At 51.0% G+C, this 17,744-nt stretch carries 23 protein-coding genes; 4 read left to right on the top strand and 19 right to left on the bottom strand.

What is annotated here, in order from left to right; genetic code table 11:
* Positions 1-138: 138 nt before the first annotated feature.
* The 13 genes from FGB90_RS13575 to yqeK all read right to left on the bottom strand — a co-directional run bounded on the left by FGB90_RS13575 (position 139) and on the right by yqeK (position 12,115).
* Positions 139-1,269, bottom strand: coding sequence for a S8 family peptidase (locus FGB90_RS13575; protein ID WP_171051829.1), 1,131 nt, complete (start codon positions 1,267-1,269; stop codon positions 139-141).
* Between the two features lie 575 nt (positions 1,270-1,844).
* Positions 1,845-2,222 carry a hypothetical protein gene (locus FGB90_RS13570; protein ID WP_138811389.1) on the bottom strand — a complete coding sequence of 126 codons (378 nt, stop codon included), beginning with the start codon at positions 2,220-2,222 and terminating at the stop codon, positions 1,845-1,847.
* A 900-nt stretch (positions 2,223-3,122) separates the two neighbouring features.
* Positions 3,123-4,397 (bottom strand): amidohydrolase family protein, encoded by a 1,275-nt coding sequence (locus FGB90_RS13565; protein ID WP_171051861.1) that lies wholly within the window; start codon positions 4,395-4,397, stop codon positions 3,123-3,125.
* Between the two features lie 223 nt (positions 4,398-4,620).
* Positions 4,621-5,754, bottom strand: coding sequence for a S8 family peptidase (locus FGB90_RS13560; protein WP_138811387.1), 1,134 nt, complete (start codon positions 5,752-5,754; stop codon positions 4,621-4,623).
* 365 nt (positions 5,755-6,119) lie between these two features.
* Complete coding sequence (locus tag FGB90_RS13555) at positions 6,120-6,650, bottom strand: histidine phosphatase family protein (protein WP_138811386.1); 531 nt, start codon at positions 6,648-6,650, stop codon at positions 6,120-6,122.
* 37 nt (positions 6,651-6,687) lie between these two features.
* Entirely contained in the window at positions 6,688-7,302 is a 615-nt protein-coding gene (lepB, locus tag FGB90_RS13550) for a signal peptidase I (RefSeq protein ID WP_138811385.1), read from the bottom strand.
* Between the two features lie 33 nt (positions 7,303-7,335).
* Positions 7,336-8,064: a hypothetical protein gene (locus FGB90_RS13545; protein WP_138811384.1), complete on the bottom strand. Its 729-nt coding sequence runs from the start codon at positions 8,062-8,064 to the stop codon at positions 7,336-7,338.
* Positions 8,065-8,157: 93 nt separating this feature from the next.
* Positions 8,158-8,451 carry a hypothetical protein gene (locus FGB90_RS13540; RefSeq protein WP_138811383.1) on the bottom strand — a complete coding sequence of 98 codons (294 nt, stop codon included), beginning with the start codon at positions 8,449-8,451 and terminating at the stop codon, positions 8,158-8,160.
* 177 nt (positions 8,452-8,628) lie between these two features.
* Positions 8,629-9,831: an MFS transporter gene (locus FGB90_RS13535; protein ID WP_138811382.1), complete on the bottom strand. Its 1,203-nt coding sequence runs from the start codon at positions 9,829-9,831 to the stop codon at positions 8,629-8,631.
* Positions 9,832-10,089: 258 nt separating this feature from the next.
* Positions 10,090-10,752 carry a class I SAM-dependent methyltransferase gene (locus FGB90_RS13530; RefSeq protein ID WP_138811381.1) on the bottom strand — a complete coding sequence of 221 codons (663 nt, stop codon included), beginning with the start codon at positions 10,750-10,752 and terminating at the stop codon, positions 10,090-10,092.
* A gap of 12 nt (positions 10,753-10,764) precedes the next feature.
* On the bottom strand, positions 10,765-11,187 hold the full coding sequence (gene fosB, locus FGB90_RS13525; RefSeq protein ID WP_138811380.1) for a metallothiol transferase FosB: 423 nt from the start codon (positions 11,185-11,187) through the stop codon (positions 10,765-10,767).
* A 10-nt stretch (positions 11,188-11,197) separates the two neighbouring features.
* Positions 11,198-11,392: a hypothetical protein gene (locus FGB90_RS13520; RefSeq protein ID WP_138811379.1), complete on the bottom strand. Its 195-nt coding sequence runs from the start codon at positions 11,390-11,392 to the stop codon at positions 11,198-11,200.
* A 60-nt stretch (positions 11,393-11,452) separates the two neighbouring features.
* Positions 11,453-12,115, bottom strand: coding sequence for a bis(5'-nucleosyl)-tetraphosphatase (symmetrical) YqeK (yqeK, locus tag FGB90_RS13515; RefSeq protein ID WP_138811378.1), 663 nt, complete (start codon positions 12,113-12,115; stop codon positions 11,453-11,455).
* Positions 12,116-12,226: 111 nt separating this feature from the next.
* Here yqeK and FGB90_RS13510 point away from each other — a divergent pair, with 111 nt between their 5' ends.
* Together FGB90_RS13510 and FGB90_RS13505 are read left to right on the top strand one after the other, a co-directional pair.
* A complete protein-coding gene (locus FGB90_RS13510; RefSeq protein WP_138811377.1) occupies positions 12,227-12,466 on the top strand; it encodes a hypothetical protein in 240 nt (79 codons plus the stop codon).
* On the top strand, positions 12,459-12,722 hold the full coding sequence (locus FGB90_RS13505) for a type II toxin-antitoxin system RelE family toxin (RefSeq protein ID WP_138811376.1): 264 nt from the start codon (positions 12,459-12,461) through the stop codon (positions 12,720-12,722). Before FGB90_RS13510 ends, FGB90_RS13505 begins: the two co-directional genes overlap by 8 nt.
* A gap of 55 nt (positions 12,723-12,777) precedes the next feature.
* On the opposite strand, the gene FGB90_RS13500 is transcribed toward FGB90_RS13505, so the two are convergent.
* The 6 genes from FGB90_RS13500 to FGB90_RS13475 all read right to left on the bottom strand — a co-directional run bounded on the left by FGB90_RS13500 (position 12,778) and on the right by FGB90_RS13475 (position 16,334).
* A complete protein-coding gene (locus tag FGB90_RS13500; protein WP_138811375.1) occupies positions 12,778-13,230 on the bottom strand; it encodes a pyridoxamine 5'-phosphate oxidase family protein in 453 nt (150 codons plus the stop codon).
* The gene (locus tag FGB90_RS13495; protein ID WP_138811374.1) at positions 13,214-14,455 is read right to left on the bottom strand and encodes an MFS transporter; all 1,242 of its coding nucleotides are present in this window, start codon (positions 14,453-14,455) and stop codon (positions 13,214-13,216) included. Before FGB90_RS13495 ends, FGB90_RS13500 begins: the two co-directional genes overlap by 17 nt.
* Complete coding sequence (locus tag FGB90_RS13490) at positions 14,448-14,909, bottom strand: VOC family protein (protein ID WP_138811373.1); 462 nt, start codon at positions 14,907-14,909, stop codon at positions 14,448-14,450. The genes FGB90_RS13495 and FGB90_RS13490 overlap by 8 nt, the downstream gene beginning before the upstream one ends.
* Positions 14,910-15,014: 105 nt before the next feature.
* Complete coding sequence (locus FGB90_RS13485; RefSeq protein ID WP_138811372.1) at positions 15,015-15,437, bottom strand: YhfM domain-containing protein; 423 nt, start codon at positions 15,435-15,437, stop codon at positions 15,015-15,017.
* A 187-nt stretch (positions 15,438-15,624) separates the two neighbouring features.
* Entirely contained in the window at positions 15,625-16,128 is a 504-nt protein-coding gene (locus FGB90_RS13480; RefSeq protein WP_138811371.1) for a hypothetical protein, read from the bottom strand.
* Positions 16,125-16,334, bottom strand: a complete 210-nt coding sequence (locus FGB90_RS13475) for a helix-turn-helix transcriptional regulator (protein WP_138811370.1) — start codon at positions 16,332-16,334, stop codon at positions 16,125-16,127. Before FGB90_RS13475 ends, FGB90_RS13480 begins: the two co-directional genes overlap by 4 nt.
* 184 nt (positions 16,335-16,518) lie before the next feature.
* Here FGB90_RS13475 and FGB90_RS13470 point away from each other — a divergent pair, with 184 nt between their 5' ends.
* Together FGB90_RS13470 and FGB90_RS13465 are read left to right on the top strand one after the other, a co-directional pair.
* Entirely contained in the window at positions 16,519-16,950 is a 432-nt protein-coding gene (locus tag FGB90_RS13470) for a MarR family winged helix-turn-helix transcriptional regulator (RefSeq protein WP_138811369.1), read from the top strand.
* A 100-nt stretch (positions 16,951-17,050) separates the two neighbouring features.
* On the top strand, positions 17,051-17,677 hold the full coding sequence (locus tag FGB90_RS13465; RefSeq protein ID WP_138811368.1) for an FMN-dependent NADH-azoreductase: 627 nt from the start codon (positions 17,051-17,053) through the stop codon (positions 17,675-17,677).
* Positions 17,678-17,744 lie beyond the last annotated feature (67 nt).

The following is a 17,744-nucleotide window of genomic DNA, read 5'->3' as shown; positions in this document are numbered from 1 at the left end:
CTTAACCGTTCGCGTTTTTTTTCAAGTTTCCTGCCTCCATCATACTATACAGGCAGTTAGATTCAGCCAGATAAAAACACCTCCCCGGTCAGAGGAGGTGTTTTACGTTTACGTTAAGTATGCTGACGCACGCCCTTTTTAATAGACAAAGGCATCAAACGCCTGAACGAGTCCATTTCCATAGTGATTGCTGTTCCCGAGCGGCTGTGCCGACTGGTTCAGGACATTCCGGATCTGAGCGTTTGAGTAGCCCGGCTGATAGTGCCACAGTAGAGCAGCCACACCGGCTACGTGCGGCGATGCCATCGACGTTCCGTTAAGACTTACATACTGGTTACCAGGGTAAGTGCTCTGAATGCTCACACCAGGAGCCGAAATTTCAACTGCAGGACCGGTGCTGGAGAAAGAAGCACGGTTGTTGTTCCAGTCTACCGCAGCCACTGCCATCACTGAGCTGTACCGTGCCGGGTAATTAACGGAGTCTCCTGTTCCAGCTGCATTTCCGCTGTTACCTGCTGCAGCAATGACAAGCAGTCCCTGGTTATAGGCGTAATCAGAGTATGCCTGGAGAATGGAAGAGTGGGCGGTCCCTCCAAGAGACATGTTGATAATATCCATGCCGTTGTTGATGGACCACTCGATTCCCTGTGCAATACCGGAGTACGATCCACCGCCGTTACTGTCCAGAACCTTGACTGCATAAAGCCGTGCCTGAGGGGCCACACCGAGTACACCGTAGCTGTTGTTCAGGGCAGCCACCGTACCGGCTACGTGTGTGCCGTGGCCGTCGCCGTCATAATACGGGTTGCTTTCAGGCCAGTTCGAGAACACGGAATGACCGCCGTGTACGTTAAGATCCTGGTGACTCGAGTCAATTCCTGTGTCCAGTATCGCCACCCGGACTCCCTGCCCGAAATACCCATACTGATGAACATCAGGCGCCTGAACCTGTGATACCCCGTAAGGCGTCGTCTGTGATTTCTTTACTTCTGCGTCCGCTTCCACATATTTGATCTGCGGATGATTCTCCAGTCCCTTTGCCTGGTTTTCCGTAAGTGAGAGCTGATAAACCGGCAGGAGGTCAAACTCGTGTTTCACATTTTCCTCATCCACCCCGAAAGCCTGAAGAATCCCCTTCTCAGCTTTCCCGTCGAACATCACCAGGTAATCCTGTGTGCTGCTTTCACCATCTGCAGAAGCCGTGACGGTGAAAACACCAAACAGCACAAACACCGTGAAAAAAGCAACAAGTAAACGTCTCATCCTCATCCCAACACCCCTTGTTAAATTTTTGATCCAGAAGACAAGATTGTTTTCTGAATCATCAAAATATTAACACGGGAAAAGTTTTATATTAATAGTTAAATCAGGAGAAATACGGGCAGTACAAGTGTCGATAATTGTCGAACTTAGTTGTTTGTCTTACAGGGATTTGGGATCAGGGACTTTTGTCACAAATAAAGCAGCCCGGTTTTCCGTGACTTTCCACCTTAAAAGTAAGCTGTGTCGTATAGATTGTTGCTATTGATCAAATTAACTATAGAGCGAAAGGCGGCGACTCCGGCGGGAATAGCATCAGGTGCGAGCGTTGACATCCTGTTATTGCTTCGAGCTGCTTCGACGCAATACAGCTTCGAAGCTTACCTTGCAGAGGAAGAAGCAGAAGCACTCCCCAGGTAGGCTGAAGCGATGCCCGCGGCATAGAAGACACCGTGAAGCATGAACGGATGTCGCACTTGTGCCTGTGGTGAAAGCGTCCGCCTGCAGCGGAATAAAACAACAATCTTTCCGAAAACAGCCTAATAGTAAAAGACCACCTTCTCAAATGGAAGGAGGTCTTTACGCTACAGCCTGATATAGCCTTTTTTCTCAAGCCAGCGTACGAACTCATCGAGAACGCCGAACATCAGGGCGATGTAAAACGCTTCGCCGATGCCGAACACGCTGGCGACGAGGTAACCGAAAATGGCGTGTGAAGCGAATGCTGCCGTCATGCGAATCGTACCGGACAGCCGCTTCGTTATGTAATCACTGATCAGGGAGATACTGACACCGACAGCCAGGGCTCCGAGAAACGTAAACGCGATAATAAAGATGATAAATACAAGTCCATCAACTGAAAATTCAACAGGCGGAATCAGCGCCATCCCGATCATGAAAATGGCAATTAAAACCCCGATAATCAAAGAAACCATCAGTTTCCGCCAGAAAAGCTTTTTCATCTGCAATCCAACCACTACCTTTACCCGTAAGTCTGCTCCTTTATTTTAACATTGTCTTACAGATTTGCGGGCCCGGGTTTGAAAATTCCGGAAGAGCGCCGGCGCGTTTTGACTAAACCGCAGGTGACTTTGAGTTTTTGAACAGGGGGAGTAGGTGGGGTTGGAGAGTGTTGGTGTGGGTGTGATTTTTGGGCCGGAGGGCAGCTGAGTCGTATCATAACTCGTTCCTGCTTTACGTGTTATGATACGATTTGCTCTTTTTCGTATTAAAACTTCTTTATTGCCTCGCGTTATGATACGATTTGCCCTTTTTCGTATTAAAACTACTTGGTTTTCCCTCGACTTGATACGACTCGCCCTTTTTCGTATTAAAACCCCTTCGTTTCCCCGCGTTATGATACGATTTGTCCTTTTTCGTATTAAAACCTCTTCGCTCCCCCTCCGTTATGATACGACTCGCCCTTTTTCGTATTAAAACTCCATCGGTCCACCGCGTTATGATACGTTCCGTCCTTTTTCGTATTAAAACCCCTTCGTTTCCCCGCGTTATGATACGACCCGCCCGTTTTCGTATTAAAACCCTTTCGTTCCCCCGCGTTATGATACGATTTGTCCTTTTTCGTATTAAAACCTCTTCGCTCCCCCTCCGTTATGATACGATTCGCCCTTTTTCGTATTAAAACCTCTTCGCTCCCCCTCCGTTATGATACGACTCGCCCTTTTTCGTATTAAAACTCCATCGGTCCACCGCGTTATGATACGACCCGCCCGTTTTCGTATTAAAACCCTTTCGTTCCCCCGCGTTATGATGCGATTCACCTTTATCCCACAGCACTGCCGGACTCCTACTCCATAAACAATCAAAAAACCCGGATTTCTCCGGGTTCCAATCGTTTACTCCTACGCCTGCAGATCCCCGCGCAGGCGGTTCGCGTCGGCGATGATTTTTTCCTCGTCCATCGTGAGGCAGCGGCCGTCTTTTACGAGCTGGCGGCCGTCAACGAATACGTCGCTCACGTCCCTTCCGCCGGCGACATATACGAGGTGGGAGAATGCTTCCGCTTCCGGCTGGAGATGCGGTTTGTCCGACGGGTCGATCGTGATAAAGTCCGCGCGCTTTCCTGATACGAGTGCACCGGTGTGCGGCATGCCGATCGCCTGCGCGCCGATGCGGGTCGCCATGGCAAGAATCTGTTCTGCAGGAAGGCGGGTGGCGTCCTGGTACGTCCCTTTCTGCAGTAGTGCAGCCAGGCGAAGCTCTTCAAACATATCAAAATTATTGTTGGACATGACGCCGTCCGTTGCCACGCCCACTTTGATTCCGGCATCCACGAGGCTTGCCACGTCCGCTACACCGGATCCGAGCTTCAGGTTGCTTACAGGGTTGTGTGCCACGCGAATGTCACGCTCCCGCATAAATGCCCGTTCCTCATCGTTCAGGACGACGCCGTGGGCCATGATCGCAGGCACATCGAATAAGCCGGTTCTGCTGATATGCTCCACCGGCCGGGCACCGTACCGGTTCTCGATTTCCTCGATCTCCCCGTGTGTCTCAGCTACGTGGATGTGAGCCATAATGCTGTACTCTTTTGCCAGGCGGGCGCACTCCTCGAGCGCTTCCGGGGTACACGTGTACGGGCTGTGAGGCGCCACCATCGTCGTCATTCGTCCATCAGCAAAGTCGCGATATGTTTTTGCAAAGCGCTCCGCCTCCTCCAGGTTCGCCCGCTGCTCGTCAGAGGTTCCTGCGCTGAACACCGTGTGGGAAAAAGCGCCGCGGATGCCGCTGTCCGCTATCGCGTGAATCACTTCATCGCTGTCGATGCCGCTCGGGTTAAACATATCCGAAAACGTGGTAGTACCGGATTTAAGCATTTCCAGAATACCGAGCCGGGCGCTTGCCGTCCCGATCTCCGGGGTAAACTGCTGCTCTAAAGGCCACACCTTCTCCTCGAGCCAGGCCTTCAGGTTCATATCGTCACCTGTGCCGCGGAGAATCGTCATGACGATGTGGGAATGGGTATTCACAAGACCCGGAAGTACCCACTTCCCTTTTAAATCGACGGTTTCGTCCACGTCCTTCAGTTCCAGGTCGTTGGACGGACCTGCGTAAACAATTTTGCCGTCCTCCACAACGAGGATGCCGTTTTTGTAAAAGTCGTGGGCTTCATTCATTGTAAATACTGTTCCATTCGTGTAGGCAGTTTTCACGTGTATCCTCCTCAGTCGTCCGTTCGCATTTTTACGATTGTACCGGATTTCACCGGGATAATTCAAGTACGGATTTGAGGCGGGGATGCCGGAACTCACCGCTGGGCGTCTGTTCAGGTAACCGGTTAAATATTTTCACCGCAAAAAACACCCCGGGAGCGCACCCGAAGTGTCTTCATGCATTATATTACTGATTGATTGCGTCCAGCGACTGGACAAGGCCATGGCCGTACTGATGGGCCGGGCCGAGGTTTACTGCTGTGTCATTAAGCAGCTGGCGAAGCTCTGTATTGGAAAGCCCAGGTTTCGCCTGCCATACCTGTGCTGCCACACCCGCTACATGTGGAGACGCCATGGACGTTCCATTGTAGGATGCGTAATTATCACCAGGCGTCGTGCTGAGTACGTTTACACCAGGTGCAGAAATTTCAACAGCCGGTCCGGTGCTGGAGAACGTGGCACGGTTGTTGTTCTGATCCACAGCTGCTACGGCGATGACAGAGTCATAGGCCGCGGGGTAGCCGACCGTGTTGTTGTTTCCGCCCCGGTTTCCGCTGTTGCCGGCTGCTGCTACAACGAGAAGACCTTCGTCATAAGCCAGGTTGGAGAATTGTTCAAGGATGGATGATCCCTGGGACGCACCCAGACTCATATTGATAATGTCCATATCATTATCGATGGACCATTCGATTCCTTCCGCGATTCCCGCAATACTTCCGCTTCCTGCATTGCTCAGTACCTTAACTGCATAAAGGTCCGCTTCAGGAGCCACACCGATGACGCCAAGGTCGTTATCCACAGCCGCAACGGTTCCCGCCACGTGTGTGCCGTGCCCGTTAGGGTCGTAATATGGGTCACTGTTGTCCGCATCCGTGAATACTGAATAACCGCCTTTTACGTTATCAGCCAGATCCTCGTGAGTCGCTTCGATCCCTGTATCCAGAATCGCCACTTTCAGGCCAGCTCCGGTATAACCGGCATCCTGTGCATCAGTCCCCTGAACGTGCGGGATTCCCCACGGAACGGTTTGTCCAAGGGCGTGCACTTCCGCGTTTTCCTCAACTGCTTCTACGTGAGGGTTATTGCTGAGACCGCGGGCCTGGGCTTCGGAAAGCTCCACGTTGACGACATCGAGGTGGTTAAATTCCGTGAGAACGCGATCCTCACTTACACCAAACGCCTGAAGCAGGCCATTGGCCGGCGCACCATTAAACTGAACAAGATATTCCTGAAGATCGTCCCCTGCTCCGTTGGACGCTCCCGCCTGAAAAGGTACCGTTACCATGGCAGCCGTAATGACTGCAGCTAAAAACTTCTTCATAATAATCCTCTCCATTTCCATAGGTTTAGTCGGATAAATCAGTGCAGAACTAAAAACTCCTCTCCCCAAAACCCCTTTCGATATAGTCATCCATCCAACGGTAAATACACACCATTTTCTGAATACTTGAAATATTATCACGATAAAGCTTGGAATTTAATAGTATTTTCAGGGTGTTTATGGAGGTCAGACGTGTCGTTTATTGTCGAATGTTCAACAATGTGAAATCACTATTCCAAAAACGGGACTAAAGGCTGATTTACAGGAAAATAAAAAAGTCGGACGTCTATCTCCGACTTTTAAACACTGTAGTACTAAGGTTTTAACATCATATAAGCTTTTTACAGTACTGCAAATTCACTGCTTCAATCATGAAACTGATAGACTTTATACTTACCTGTATCTGACGAAAAACGCAGAATATTGCCGTCTTCCGGCAAACCTTCAAAATACGCACCGATGCACCCGGTTGTGCAACGGTGGCCGGCTATAAGAACGTTCTTCTCCGTGCCTCTGTATCTCTTTTCGAGACCGGTCATGAAGCGGAAGATTCTTTTCACAAATTGATTAACGTCTTCCAGCCCCGGGTACACAGAGGCATCGGGCACAATGCCGTTCATCCGGACTTCCCCTGTTTTCAGGCGGTCGGCCTCGCCGAGATCAAAGACATCGAGGTCGGCTGCCGTATCGGCCTGTTTTCCCGAAACAATTTCAGCAGTCCGGACGGCACGGGCCTGAGGAGAGGAATAAACGCAGTCAAACGTCATACCGTTCAGCTGCCGGCGGAGGTCCTCCGCCTGCCTTAGGCCGGTATCGTTAAGTGGCAGACCCTGCCGCCCCTGCATTCTGCCCTCTTTATTCAAATCGGTTTCACCGTGTCTGACAACGTAGATCATGTTTTATCCCCCTCCGTCTATTTGATTTCTTGCTGAATTACAGCCCGCCGATGCGGTCAAGCGGATAATAGCGGAGCACAACTTTTCCGATCACATTTTCCACAGGCACCGGCCCCACGTTTCGGCTGTCCCTGCTGCCGTTCCGGTTGTCGCCCATCACGAAGATGGCATCGTCCGGCACCGTGATCTCGGGAAAGTCCTGCTGCATGCCGCCCTTCAGATAATCCTCGTCGAGCGCTTCCCCGTTCAGGTACAGAATCCCGCGCCGGATTTCAATCCGGTCTCCTGGCTCGCCGATCACGCGCTTAATCCACTTATGATTTGCCGGGTGTTCGTCCTTGTTAAAAAACGAGAGAAACGGACTTTCCAGGAAGACATCTTTCAGCGTCCGTTCACGGTCGACCCGGCTGTCCACGATGACGATCTCACCGAGCTCAGGTGCACTCCCGAACACGTACGGTGTTTTGAGCGCCATGACCCGGTCTCCCGATTCCTCCGTGCCGAGGCCGGCTAGTGACGGCTCCATGGAGCTTCCGTCCACTGTGTATGGCTGCACAATAAAAACCGTCACGAGGATCGCAATAAAGAGACTGATAAAAATCGCTTTTGCCCAGCTGGACACGTTATGTACCAGTTTTTCCGATGTGCTCATGATGCAGTGGCTCCTCTCGTAAAATTGCCTTTTTTAAGCATGCTCTTTACCGGTCCGGCAGGCTGTTTCACTGATAATATAACTGAGCCTGAGCCGGCTGAGCCAGGCGTCAGAATCTGTGGTTTTCCGATTCGGACTGTTAAAATGCGGATCATACTCAAGGCCTTCACAGACGAGATACTCTACGTTTTTCCCGGCTATTCTTGAAGCAATCATCGGCCACTCTGCATCTGTCATTTTCGCTTCCGAGTACTGACGGAGCTTTTCCGCAGTCTCTCTGGAAAACCCGCAGGAGCCCGCAGTTACATCCACTTCTTTTCCAAGTTCGATCGAACATACCTTGTTTGTGATTTTCTCGGTCTCCCGCCACTCTTCGGGGTGAGTGGCAAAGGCTTCAGCCGTGCGCCCCAGGATCACGTAGTCACTCCGGATCCGGTTCACCGTCTTTTTTAATTCTTCCGGATGCCTCGTCGCCCACGTGAGGATCCGGTCAAAATCGCAGTAATGGTAATACTGACTTTTTCCCGTAAGACCGAGATCCACCGCCTGGCGCCTCGCATGTGCCGCCCCCTGTTTAGGGATGACTCTGACTGCAAACCTGCTGTCCTCCAGCTCCTCTGTTAAAAGAGGGGAGGTTTCCGCACTTACGGTAATAAAAAGAGAATCATAGATTTCCTCAAGCTCGGATCGTACTTTATTAAAAATCCCGGTATTCCTTCCATCGGGATCGTGTGTCACTGTCAGTAAAGCTGTTTTATTCATTCTGTTCACCTCTCCACAACTCCAGTTTAACACCTTCTTCCAATGAAATGAGTACGGAATCTCCCATTTTCACAATTTTGCAATACTGCCGGATCAACCCGCCTTTACGACCCGTTTTCGGCGGCCGCACTGATCACATTGGTAGATTGCGGCGGACGGCATCTCATCGTCCCACCCTGTCCGGTTGTATTTGTGCAGACCGACCCTGCAGAGCAGGCTTTTCTCTTTTTTCGAAACGAGAGAGATGACCGCTAAAGCGGCACCCCCTGCCACTATGAGGAGATACTGCAGAACCGACACGTCCATCACATCAACCAGATCTGCCAGAAGCAGCATCACGCCAGCCGTAAAAACAGTCGCGGCAGCCAGCTGGTTTTTTTCCAGCACGTGTGATCACTCCTTTTTTTAAGCCGAACACCCTATCCCGCAGTGTAAAAGCTGTATCCTCTCCACTAACCGCTGAATAAAAAAACTAATCGCCAAATCCCCATAATTAACCACCAAATAACCGGATAAAAGCAAAAAGGCCTCCCGGTAAGGAAACCTCTCTGCCAAAACCCTAATCTACGAAACAAACGACTCTTCCACCTTATTCTCCAGCCTCCGCATTCGCGGGTGCACGAGCATGTACACGCTGAAGAGCAGGTACCCACTGCCGCTCACTAGAAGTACGGCACCGGGGCCGATCCACTCTCCCAGCACGCCGCCTGCCAGAAACGCAAGGGGCGTGAGGGATGCAAGAAACGAGAAGAGAAAGCTGAAGCCGATGCCCAGCTTTTCCTCCGGGATGTTGACCTGGATCATCGTCGGCAGGTAAACGCCGAACATGCCGATCCCGATCCAGGCGAGTGCAAAAAGAACGAACGGCACGACGGGAAGACTGACGCTGAACGCGGCGATCCACGCCGCCCCAATCCCGAAGCCGAGTAAAGGGAACAGCCGCTGTACCGGCAGATGCTTCAATTTTGACGAGAGCAGCGTGCCGGTAAGGGCTCCTGCAGATGTGGCCATGAGCCAGAAACCGTATTCCTCCGGCGCTTTGGCAAACGCAGGAATCATTGCGAGTCCCATGGCGCCTGAGACGTTCATGATGATAATACCGGCAAACACACTCAGGAGTGTACGCTGCCTGCTCACATAGCGGAAGCCGTCGGCAAAGTCACGCCGGTAGTTTACAAGAAACGAAGCCGCCGACGTGTTTTCCCGGATCCGGTCCCGTTTCATATAAACGATGAACAGAACTCCGATCCCGCCCAGCACCACCGCATTGGCGCCGAAAATGATCCCGACGCCGACCACAGCCACGACAACACCTGCCAGCGCATCGCCGATAATATCCACGGTCTGATAAGAAAAGGAAAACCAGCTGTTCACTCTCGTCAGTTCGTCTTTTTCTGTCCATTTACGGATAAGCGTGTTTTCCGTCGGGCTCATGATGCTCGATGCCATGAGTGCTGTAAAAAGAAGCACGAGAAGCAGCGGAACCGACAGCTGTCCGGCGAAAAAGGCAGACATCATCGCTCCTGTGCAGGCCGCCTGCACGAGCATGGCGCTCACAAGAATCGTCCGTTTTTCGTAGCGGTCGATGAGCGGTCCCTGAATAAATGAAAGCACTGCCGGCAGCGTCGCCACGGCACCTGTGACGCCCACGAGAAGCGGTGATCCGCTCGTGACCGACACGTACCAGACCGCGGCGATTAAGTAAAAGCTATCTGCAAGATTCGTAATGATTCGTCCACTGAGTAACAGTTTGAGCTGATTATGCATAGGTTTAGGATCCTCCTTTGAAATGTGTGGATTGTTCGTCTGGATGCACACATTCAAAGGCGGGCCACGGGATCAAACGAGCTAATGCTCAAACGGGTTGCAGAAAGGTTTCATATGGTTTATGTCACCTCCAATGGAGAGTAGTCGTGCGTTTTTTAATTATTCTAACTGAATATGAATTTTTTCTAACGGATTATTGATTTATTCTAACTACTTTTTCTATTATTCTAACGGATTTCCGATTTATTCTAACTACCGCTAACTTTTCTTCAAACGAACGAACAGCTCAATCCCGGAGTGCATGTGCGGCTCGCCGTGTGATAAATCGAGAGACTGATAGTCGCTTCTATGTACCATCTCAAAACCCACAAGCCTCTTTTCCAGCTCCTCACGTGTAAAGAAATGCACATAGCTGTCCGATTTTTTCCGGTAAAAAGTGTGCGGAGACACTTCCTCTGCATTTTGCTTCAGTTTCTGCATGCCTGGTTCCCCAGTGTCAAAGACATTCAGATACAGCAGACCACCCTTTTTCAGACCCTTCTCCACTTTATCCAGAATCGCGTCAATCTCATCGTCCCGGAAAAAGTTCAACACGCTCGCCATGATGATGAGTGAGCAGCTGCCGGGAGTGATCTCGTAATCTTTTAAATCACCTGATGAGGTGTCGAGTTTAACGCCCAGCTGCTGTGCCTTTTCCTGCGTCCGTTCCACCGCAGTTGGAGAGTAGTCGATTCCCGTTACATCGAACCCCTTCCCCCCATAGTAAAGGGCATTCCGCCCCTCACCCATGCCGAGATCGAGAACTTTCCCATCCTTATCCACAAGGTCGGCATATTTTGAAAGAACCGCCTCAGGCTCAGACGCCCAGAGCTGATCGGTATTAAGATACTGTTTTTCCCAAAGACTGTTCTTTTTGTCCAATCTAAAAACTCCCTATTCGTAAAAAGTCATATGCGGCGTCTCCCGCCGGTAGTAGTCGAGACGCTGCTCAAGGGTTCCGGTGTGAAACTCGAACATGTGCCCGTCCGGATCGGTGAAATAAACAGAACGGCCGTCCTGTTCAGACCGCTCCCGCCCCGGGAGTATGTTCACGTTCAGCTCCTCAAGTTTCAGAAGCGTCTCAGCAAATTCATCCTCATTTACGGAAAATGCTGTATGTGTGTAGGTTTCGCCCGCTCCCCGCCGCGGCACGTCTTTTTCCTCGTTAAGGGCAAGCCACATGCCGCCGAGGTCAAAATAAGCCGTACTCCGCCCCTTCACAAGCAGTTTGGCGCCAAAGACCTCCCGGTAAAATTCCACGGAACGCTCGAGATCAGAGACGGAAAAGCAGAGATGACTGATTCCGGTTACCTGCATGATCATCACCTTAACTTTCGTTTATTCTGCCAAAATTCATGAAGAACTTCGAAGCCAGGGAGCCAGCGGCAAAATTTACTGCAAAAGCAGTAAAAAAGAAGCCGGTCCCCAGTCTGTAATCCAGCCGCTCATTTGCGGCGTAAAAACCGCCCGCAGCGGCCAGCCCCACCAGAAGCCCTGCGAGCAAAGACCGGTTCTTTTTCATAAGTCCTCTTCCTCCACGTCCGAATTTTGAAATTACTGACAGTTTATCACGCACCACCTTTCACCATTTCCAACTGAGCTCACAATCATTCCCCCTCCCCCTCTGCAGAAAAACCGTCCCAGCCAGCTCACTGTGCGCCTCCTCAAGCCAGGGGTGCACCACCCTCAGCTGCTTTCTCCGCTGCCACATGTAATCAAGATAAGCGAAAGCGGCCCGGTCCACCGACACAGCCAGCCCCTTTTTCACCTCATCCAGATAAGGGGCTTTATGGGGCTGGTCCCACTCGACTTTGTCGGCAGTAAATACGATTTTATCCGTCTGTGAAGCGTTCTTTTTGAGAGTTGTATGGCACTCGATGGCACTCAGGATTTCCTCGTCATCCACGTTGAAAATCTCTCTGGCCATGTACCTGGAAATCTTCTGATGGATAATGAGAGGAAACTGTCTCTCGGCGTCGAGAACTTCGAGGCCGAGTCTCTCTGCAACTGGCGCACGTTCCCGGTTCGGTATGACCACGCTGATATCATGGAGATAACCGGCTGCTTCTGCTGCTTCTTCGTTGCCCTGATACATTTTTGCAATCCTGACCGTCTCTTCTGCGACTCTCATGGAATGTTCGGCTGTATCGAGAAAACCGTTATGCTTTAAAAAAGTAACGGTATCCCTCACTGTATCTCCCGTAAGCTGAAAACCGGCTGTGTATTCTTCAAATATACTTTTCATATTTCCTCCTTCTTTAAAAGACTTCACCCCGGTCCGTTCTGTTTTTTATAGAACTTCACCGGAAAACAGCATATAATATAAATAACCCGAAATTCTGGAGGTGAAGGAATATTGGCGATCAATGACCTGCGCAGACTGGCTCACCGTATGATTGATAAACTTGAAGACGAGCAGCTCGCCGATGCAGTCGCAAGTATAAAGAAACTTCAGCAGAAACAGGACAAGAACTCCCATCCAGTTGACGACCCTGATCAGAAGGAACTTGACTTAATCCACGAGGCAAGAAAGGAGTACGGAAAAGGGAATTTCTGCACTCATGACGATGTCTTTGGAGAAGACAAGGATGTATAAACTTCTTTATTCCAAACATGCTGCCAAATTTATTAAGAAGCAGGACAGGCCTCTGAAAACACGAATTGAAAACACTCTTCTCACCCTTGCGGAAGCCCCATTTGCCACTACGACCCTCGATATTAAGTACCTCAAAGGAACAAACGGCGTATTTCGCCTTCGGATTGGTAAAATCAGAATTCTTTATGAAGTTATTGAGGAAGAGCTGGTTATTTATATTATCACTGCAGGTAACAGAGGAGATGTTTACAAATAATACATAAATCCCCTTCTGCTATTTTGACAGTGCATTTCCCTATGACACGCACACTTCACTCCCCAACGCTGTATGACTGATCCCTCACCACAGCAGTTTCCGGCTCAAACCGGACAAACACCCAGTCCCGGTCCCCCAGAACTTTTTGAAACCGCGGGTCCCACCGTTCTTTTTCACCCATGTAACGATTGAACAGACGCTCGACACGTGAAGCCTCCTGAGGCTCAAGAAAAGCCCGCCCCCGAAAGCCCACATGCTGAACGAGGCCCGTTTCAGGGTTAAAATCCACGATCCCAACAGCGCATGCAGGTTCTTTTTCAATGCGCTTCGGAAAAGAATCCCATTTATAGTTCCCGACGATCCAGAGGCACCGGTCCTCCCACAAAAACCACACCGGCGACTCCCGGGGAACGTTCTCATGAAGGGTCGACAGATGGGCAAAAAGCGGTCGTGCAAGCACCTCTTCAAGCAAACGCCTGGAATGATCTCTTTCATCTATTATTCTCATAGAACGCTCCTTCCTGTAACTGTATGCCTCTTCGTTTCCTCTCCAGCAGGAGCCCCCCACATGCTGCAAGGATCATCACTGAACCGCTGAAAACAAACAGTACTTTCAACGGAAAAGCGAGAGCCAGCACACCGTAAACGCCAAGGGAAATCACGTTCGACCCATACAGAAGCACCGCGTTAAAACTGAACCCGCGCCCGAGCATCCCTGCCGGTACAAGCGTCTGAAGCAGATAAACCCGTGCAAGACCTGCAACCGGCAGCCCAAGCGCCACGATCCCTGCGCCGATAAAATAGACCGGAAGTGCCGTACCCAGCCCAATTACAAGAATTCCTGCACCCCACACTGCAGAACCTGCCAGGTATAATCCAAGGCTCATCCGCTTCCAGATGAACGGAACGAGCAGGTTCGCCGTGATGACACCGGCCCCGAACCAGCCCATCAGCCCGCTGTACCACTCCTCTGCCCGAACCGTCGTCTCTGTCATGAGCATCAGCAGACCAACCTGCCATACCCATGTGTTGAAAAACACCATCACAAACGTTACAAGAAAAAGCGTACGAGCCTCCCGCTGTCTTTTCACCCAGCGGAAAAATTCCGCAAGCGAACTGAAAATGCTTTCTGTTTTTTCCTCAACATTCCTGACGGGCTCCCGCCAGCTCAGCCGGAAAATGAGCGCAGCGCTGATGACGTATGTAATCGCATCAAATGTAAAAAAGTGAATCGTCTCGGCAAAAGTTAAAAGCACGACGCTGATGACCGGCCCTCCCACCTGGACGCCCCGGGTCACCGAATCGTACAGGCCGTTAACGGTGGTGCGTTCCTCTTCCGCGGTGATGAGCGGCAGGACAGCCCGGTACGCCGGGTTATAAAAACAGCCGCACGTCTGGAGGGCAAACGCTGCTGCCACAAGGCCGCCGTAACCCAGCAGATCGAGCTGGTAAAACACCACGAGTGACAAAACGAGCGGGACACGAAGCAGGTCCATGGCAATCATAAGCCTCTTTTTATCCGCCCTGTCGGCAACCGCACCTCCGATAAGGCCGAAAAACAGATAGGGAAGCGCCTGTGCAGCGGCGATGCCCGTTGTAAGAACAGCCGAGCCGGTCAGTTCGTAGGCCAGAAAGAGAAACGCCATGCCGGCCACCACGTTTCCCATCCGGGAGATGCCTGCTCCGGCGAGATAAATGCGGACATTACGGTTTTTCAGAACCCGCTTATACACCGCTGTTCACCTGCTCCCATTCGCTCAAGTACATCATGCCTTCCAGTTGAAGGGGATTTGGAACTCGGCAGATCAGCTCCAGACTATTTCCGTCCGGGTCATTAAAATGAATTTTTGCGTGTGCCGATGCCTCTCCGGCAATCACAAACGGCTCGACCGGTTCAAAGCCGAACACCTCCCTTGGTTCGTGCCCCAGTCCCAAGAGCCACTCCACCGCCTTCTTCAGGTCAGGCAGTGTCACTTCAAATGCGATATGGCGGGTTGACGGGTGATAGGGAAGCTCCACGTTTTCCGAATCCCACAGACCGAGCCAGCTTTTCCCCTCCTCGATCCATAAGAACGCGAGCCTGTCTTCCACCGAATGACTGTATGTAAGGCCCAGCCCTTTGTAAAATGTCACGGAATGCTCCAGGCTTCTGACCGGCAGATGTGCTTCGTACAAACCTTTAATCATGCCAAAAACCTCCTTTAAGGAAAGCGTACCGTTAAAGCCGCTTTCCCTCACGGAGGCCGGGAATGATTTATTCTAAGACCCTGGTCTGAAGTGGCCGGGCGGGTACTAGAGACCGCCGTCCAGTAGAAGCTCCTTTAATTCCTCTGTTTTCGTTTCGGATAGTTCATAAAGGGCATTCCCCTGTTCCACGTTCATCACTGCCCCGGAAGTGGTGTATTCGTTGAGCCAGACATGATAGCACTCCCGTACTTCGTCATCATAAATGAGAGCGATTTTGTAGTCCCCGCCGGTAAAGTCAACGACGCCATCCAATTCGCTGGTTGAATGCACCGCATGGACAATCCTCTCGATCTGCTCTCCACTTTCCACCGTTCTCATGACTTCGTGGTTCCCAAGGCGGTCCAGTTCCGAAATTTCAACCGCCGCCACTTCTCCCTTGGACATGGCATTCACTGCAAAAAACACACCGGCAATACCACCGAAAAGCAGCACAGCAGCACCCATGATCCATACCTGTTTCTTCTGCACCCGTCTCTCTCCCTCCGGTCTGTAGTTCCTCTGTTTATATAGACGAATGAAGCATGATGAAAGATTCACAATTCAGTTATTTAAACTGAGAAAAAATCCCTTTTGTTATCCCTGGCTATTACTTTCGACAGGAGGATGGGGATTTCCCCTCCTAACCTTAAAATCAGACACGATTGCTTCTATTTTCCTATGAAACAAACCTGCGCATCTCCCGATAAATGATGGCATTGTGCGCCATAATACCTAAGCAGACGATCAGAATAAAGGTGTACCTGGGAAGGGGAAACAGCATGAGCAGAACGAGCAGTGGCAGCAGCGACGTGTAAAACGCGTACACTTTTTTTGCAGCACGGTTGGTGATCTGACTAACCATTTCGTCATCCTCCAGCAGTTCAACCGGCTTGAAAAAGTAGATGGCGCCGAGCTTTTTTTCAGGATTCCTGCGGTTATGCCTGATCACCTGAATGAAGTATGCCGTAACAACAATGAGCAGCAGGGCCATTCCGCCAAAGGCTGCAGCAAGTGCCGGCATGTTCCACAGGACGGAAGCTTCCCCGTTTTCCACAGTGACCTCAATCCCGTTCCACATCATGTCAACGGCGTACACCCCGCCGTACGCCCAAAATGCCAGTGCGGCAAATATTGCGATGTTCCATAGCGGCACCCGGACCCGGAAATCCTTTTTGTTCATTCTTCATCCTCCCCTTCGAGCCAGAACAGCTCATCGATGTTTACTTTCAGATGTTTTGCCAGACGCAGTGACAGTGTAATGGATGGGGAAAACTCCCCTTTTTCAATAAAGCCGATCGTCTGCCGGGTGACGCCCGCCCGTTTTGCCAGTTCCGACTGGGAAAACCCGTGGCGCGCCCGAAGCTCCTTTACGCGATTTCTGAGCATCTCCCGCTCCTTTCTGATCCCTATGTTAATTATCCTATGCTTAATGTAAATAATAGTTAACATTTTGTCAACCATAATTAACCAGATACACTCCAGTTGACAGAGAATCTCCGGCTCGTTACAATGGAAACTGTTGATTTAGTAGCCATAGCAACTATTTTTTCACAAAAGGACTGATCCACCGATGCTCCCGTTTAAAGACTATATCAGTATAAAAGTGCATAAGGCGGATCTGATGATGACGAGTCTCATCAAGGCCAAGCTCGCGCCGTACAACCTGGCGCCGGAGCAGAACCTGATCATGATGCTTCTCTGGGAAAAGGACGGCCAGTCCCAGCACCAGCTCGTTGACGCGCTGGACAAGGACAAGACCAACATCGCCCGGATGGCATCGAATCTTGAGAAAAAGGGATTCGTGAGGCGTGTTCATTGCACCGAGGACCGGCGTTCTGTTAAAGTCTTTCTCACGGACGAGGGCCGCGAGCTTGGGGAAAAAGTGATTCCCGTAGCCGAGAAATTCAACGAATCAGTCACAGAGGGGATCACAGACGAGGAGCTGGCGGAACTGGAGCGCCTGCTTTTGAAAATGAAAGCCAACGCAGAAGCACAGCTGTAGAATTCTGCGTTACAGAGGTTGCTACAGCAACCTGAACCAGATCTAAAGGTTGTATAAACAACCATTTTTATACAAAACAACATCTCTGGAGGTATTCACCATGGCAAAAGTACTTTTCGTAAAAGCAAACAACCGTCCGATCGAACAGGCAGTGAGCGTGAAGCTCTACAAGTCGTTCACGGACAGCTATAGAGAGGCTAACCCGCAGGACGAGATCACGGAGATCGACCTGTTCGAGGAAAATCTTCCTTACTACGGCAACGATAAAATCACTGCAATGTTCAAAAAAGGCCAGGGCATGGAGCTGACTGCCGAAGAGGAAAAAGACGCGGAATTCGTGGAAAGCTACCTGAACCCGTTCCTCGAAGCGGACAAAGTAGTCTTCGCGTTCCCGCTCTGGAACTTCACGGTACCGGCTGCTCTCCACACGTACATGGACTACCTGGCGCAGGCGGGCAAAATGTTCCGCTACACGGCTGAAGGTCCTGAAGGGCTTCTCGGCGGTAAAAAAGTGGCGCTGCTCAACGCCCGTGGAGGCGTGTACTCCGAAGGTCCGGCACAGGCTGCCGAGATGGCCGTAAACTATATGAGCAACATGCTCGGGTTCTGGGGCATCGAAGATATTACGAAAGTGATCGTTGAGGGTCACAACCAGTTCCCTGACAAAACAGACGAAATCATTGCACAGGGTGTACAGAAAGCCGCTGACACAGCGAAGGAATTTTAAAACACACTCCGTGCAGCAGACCAGACAGGGGTGCCGCTCAAAATGCGGCACCCCTGTTTTGCTTTTT

This window comes from Alteribacter natronophilus (assembly GCF_006007885.1).
Lineage (GTDB): Bacteria > Bacillota > Bacilli > Bacillales > Salisediminibacteriaceae > Alteribacter > Alteribacter natronophilus.
The sequence above is the reverse complement of the archived record's forward strand: the minus strand, read 5'-3'. Positions and strand labels throughout refer to the sequence as shown.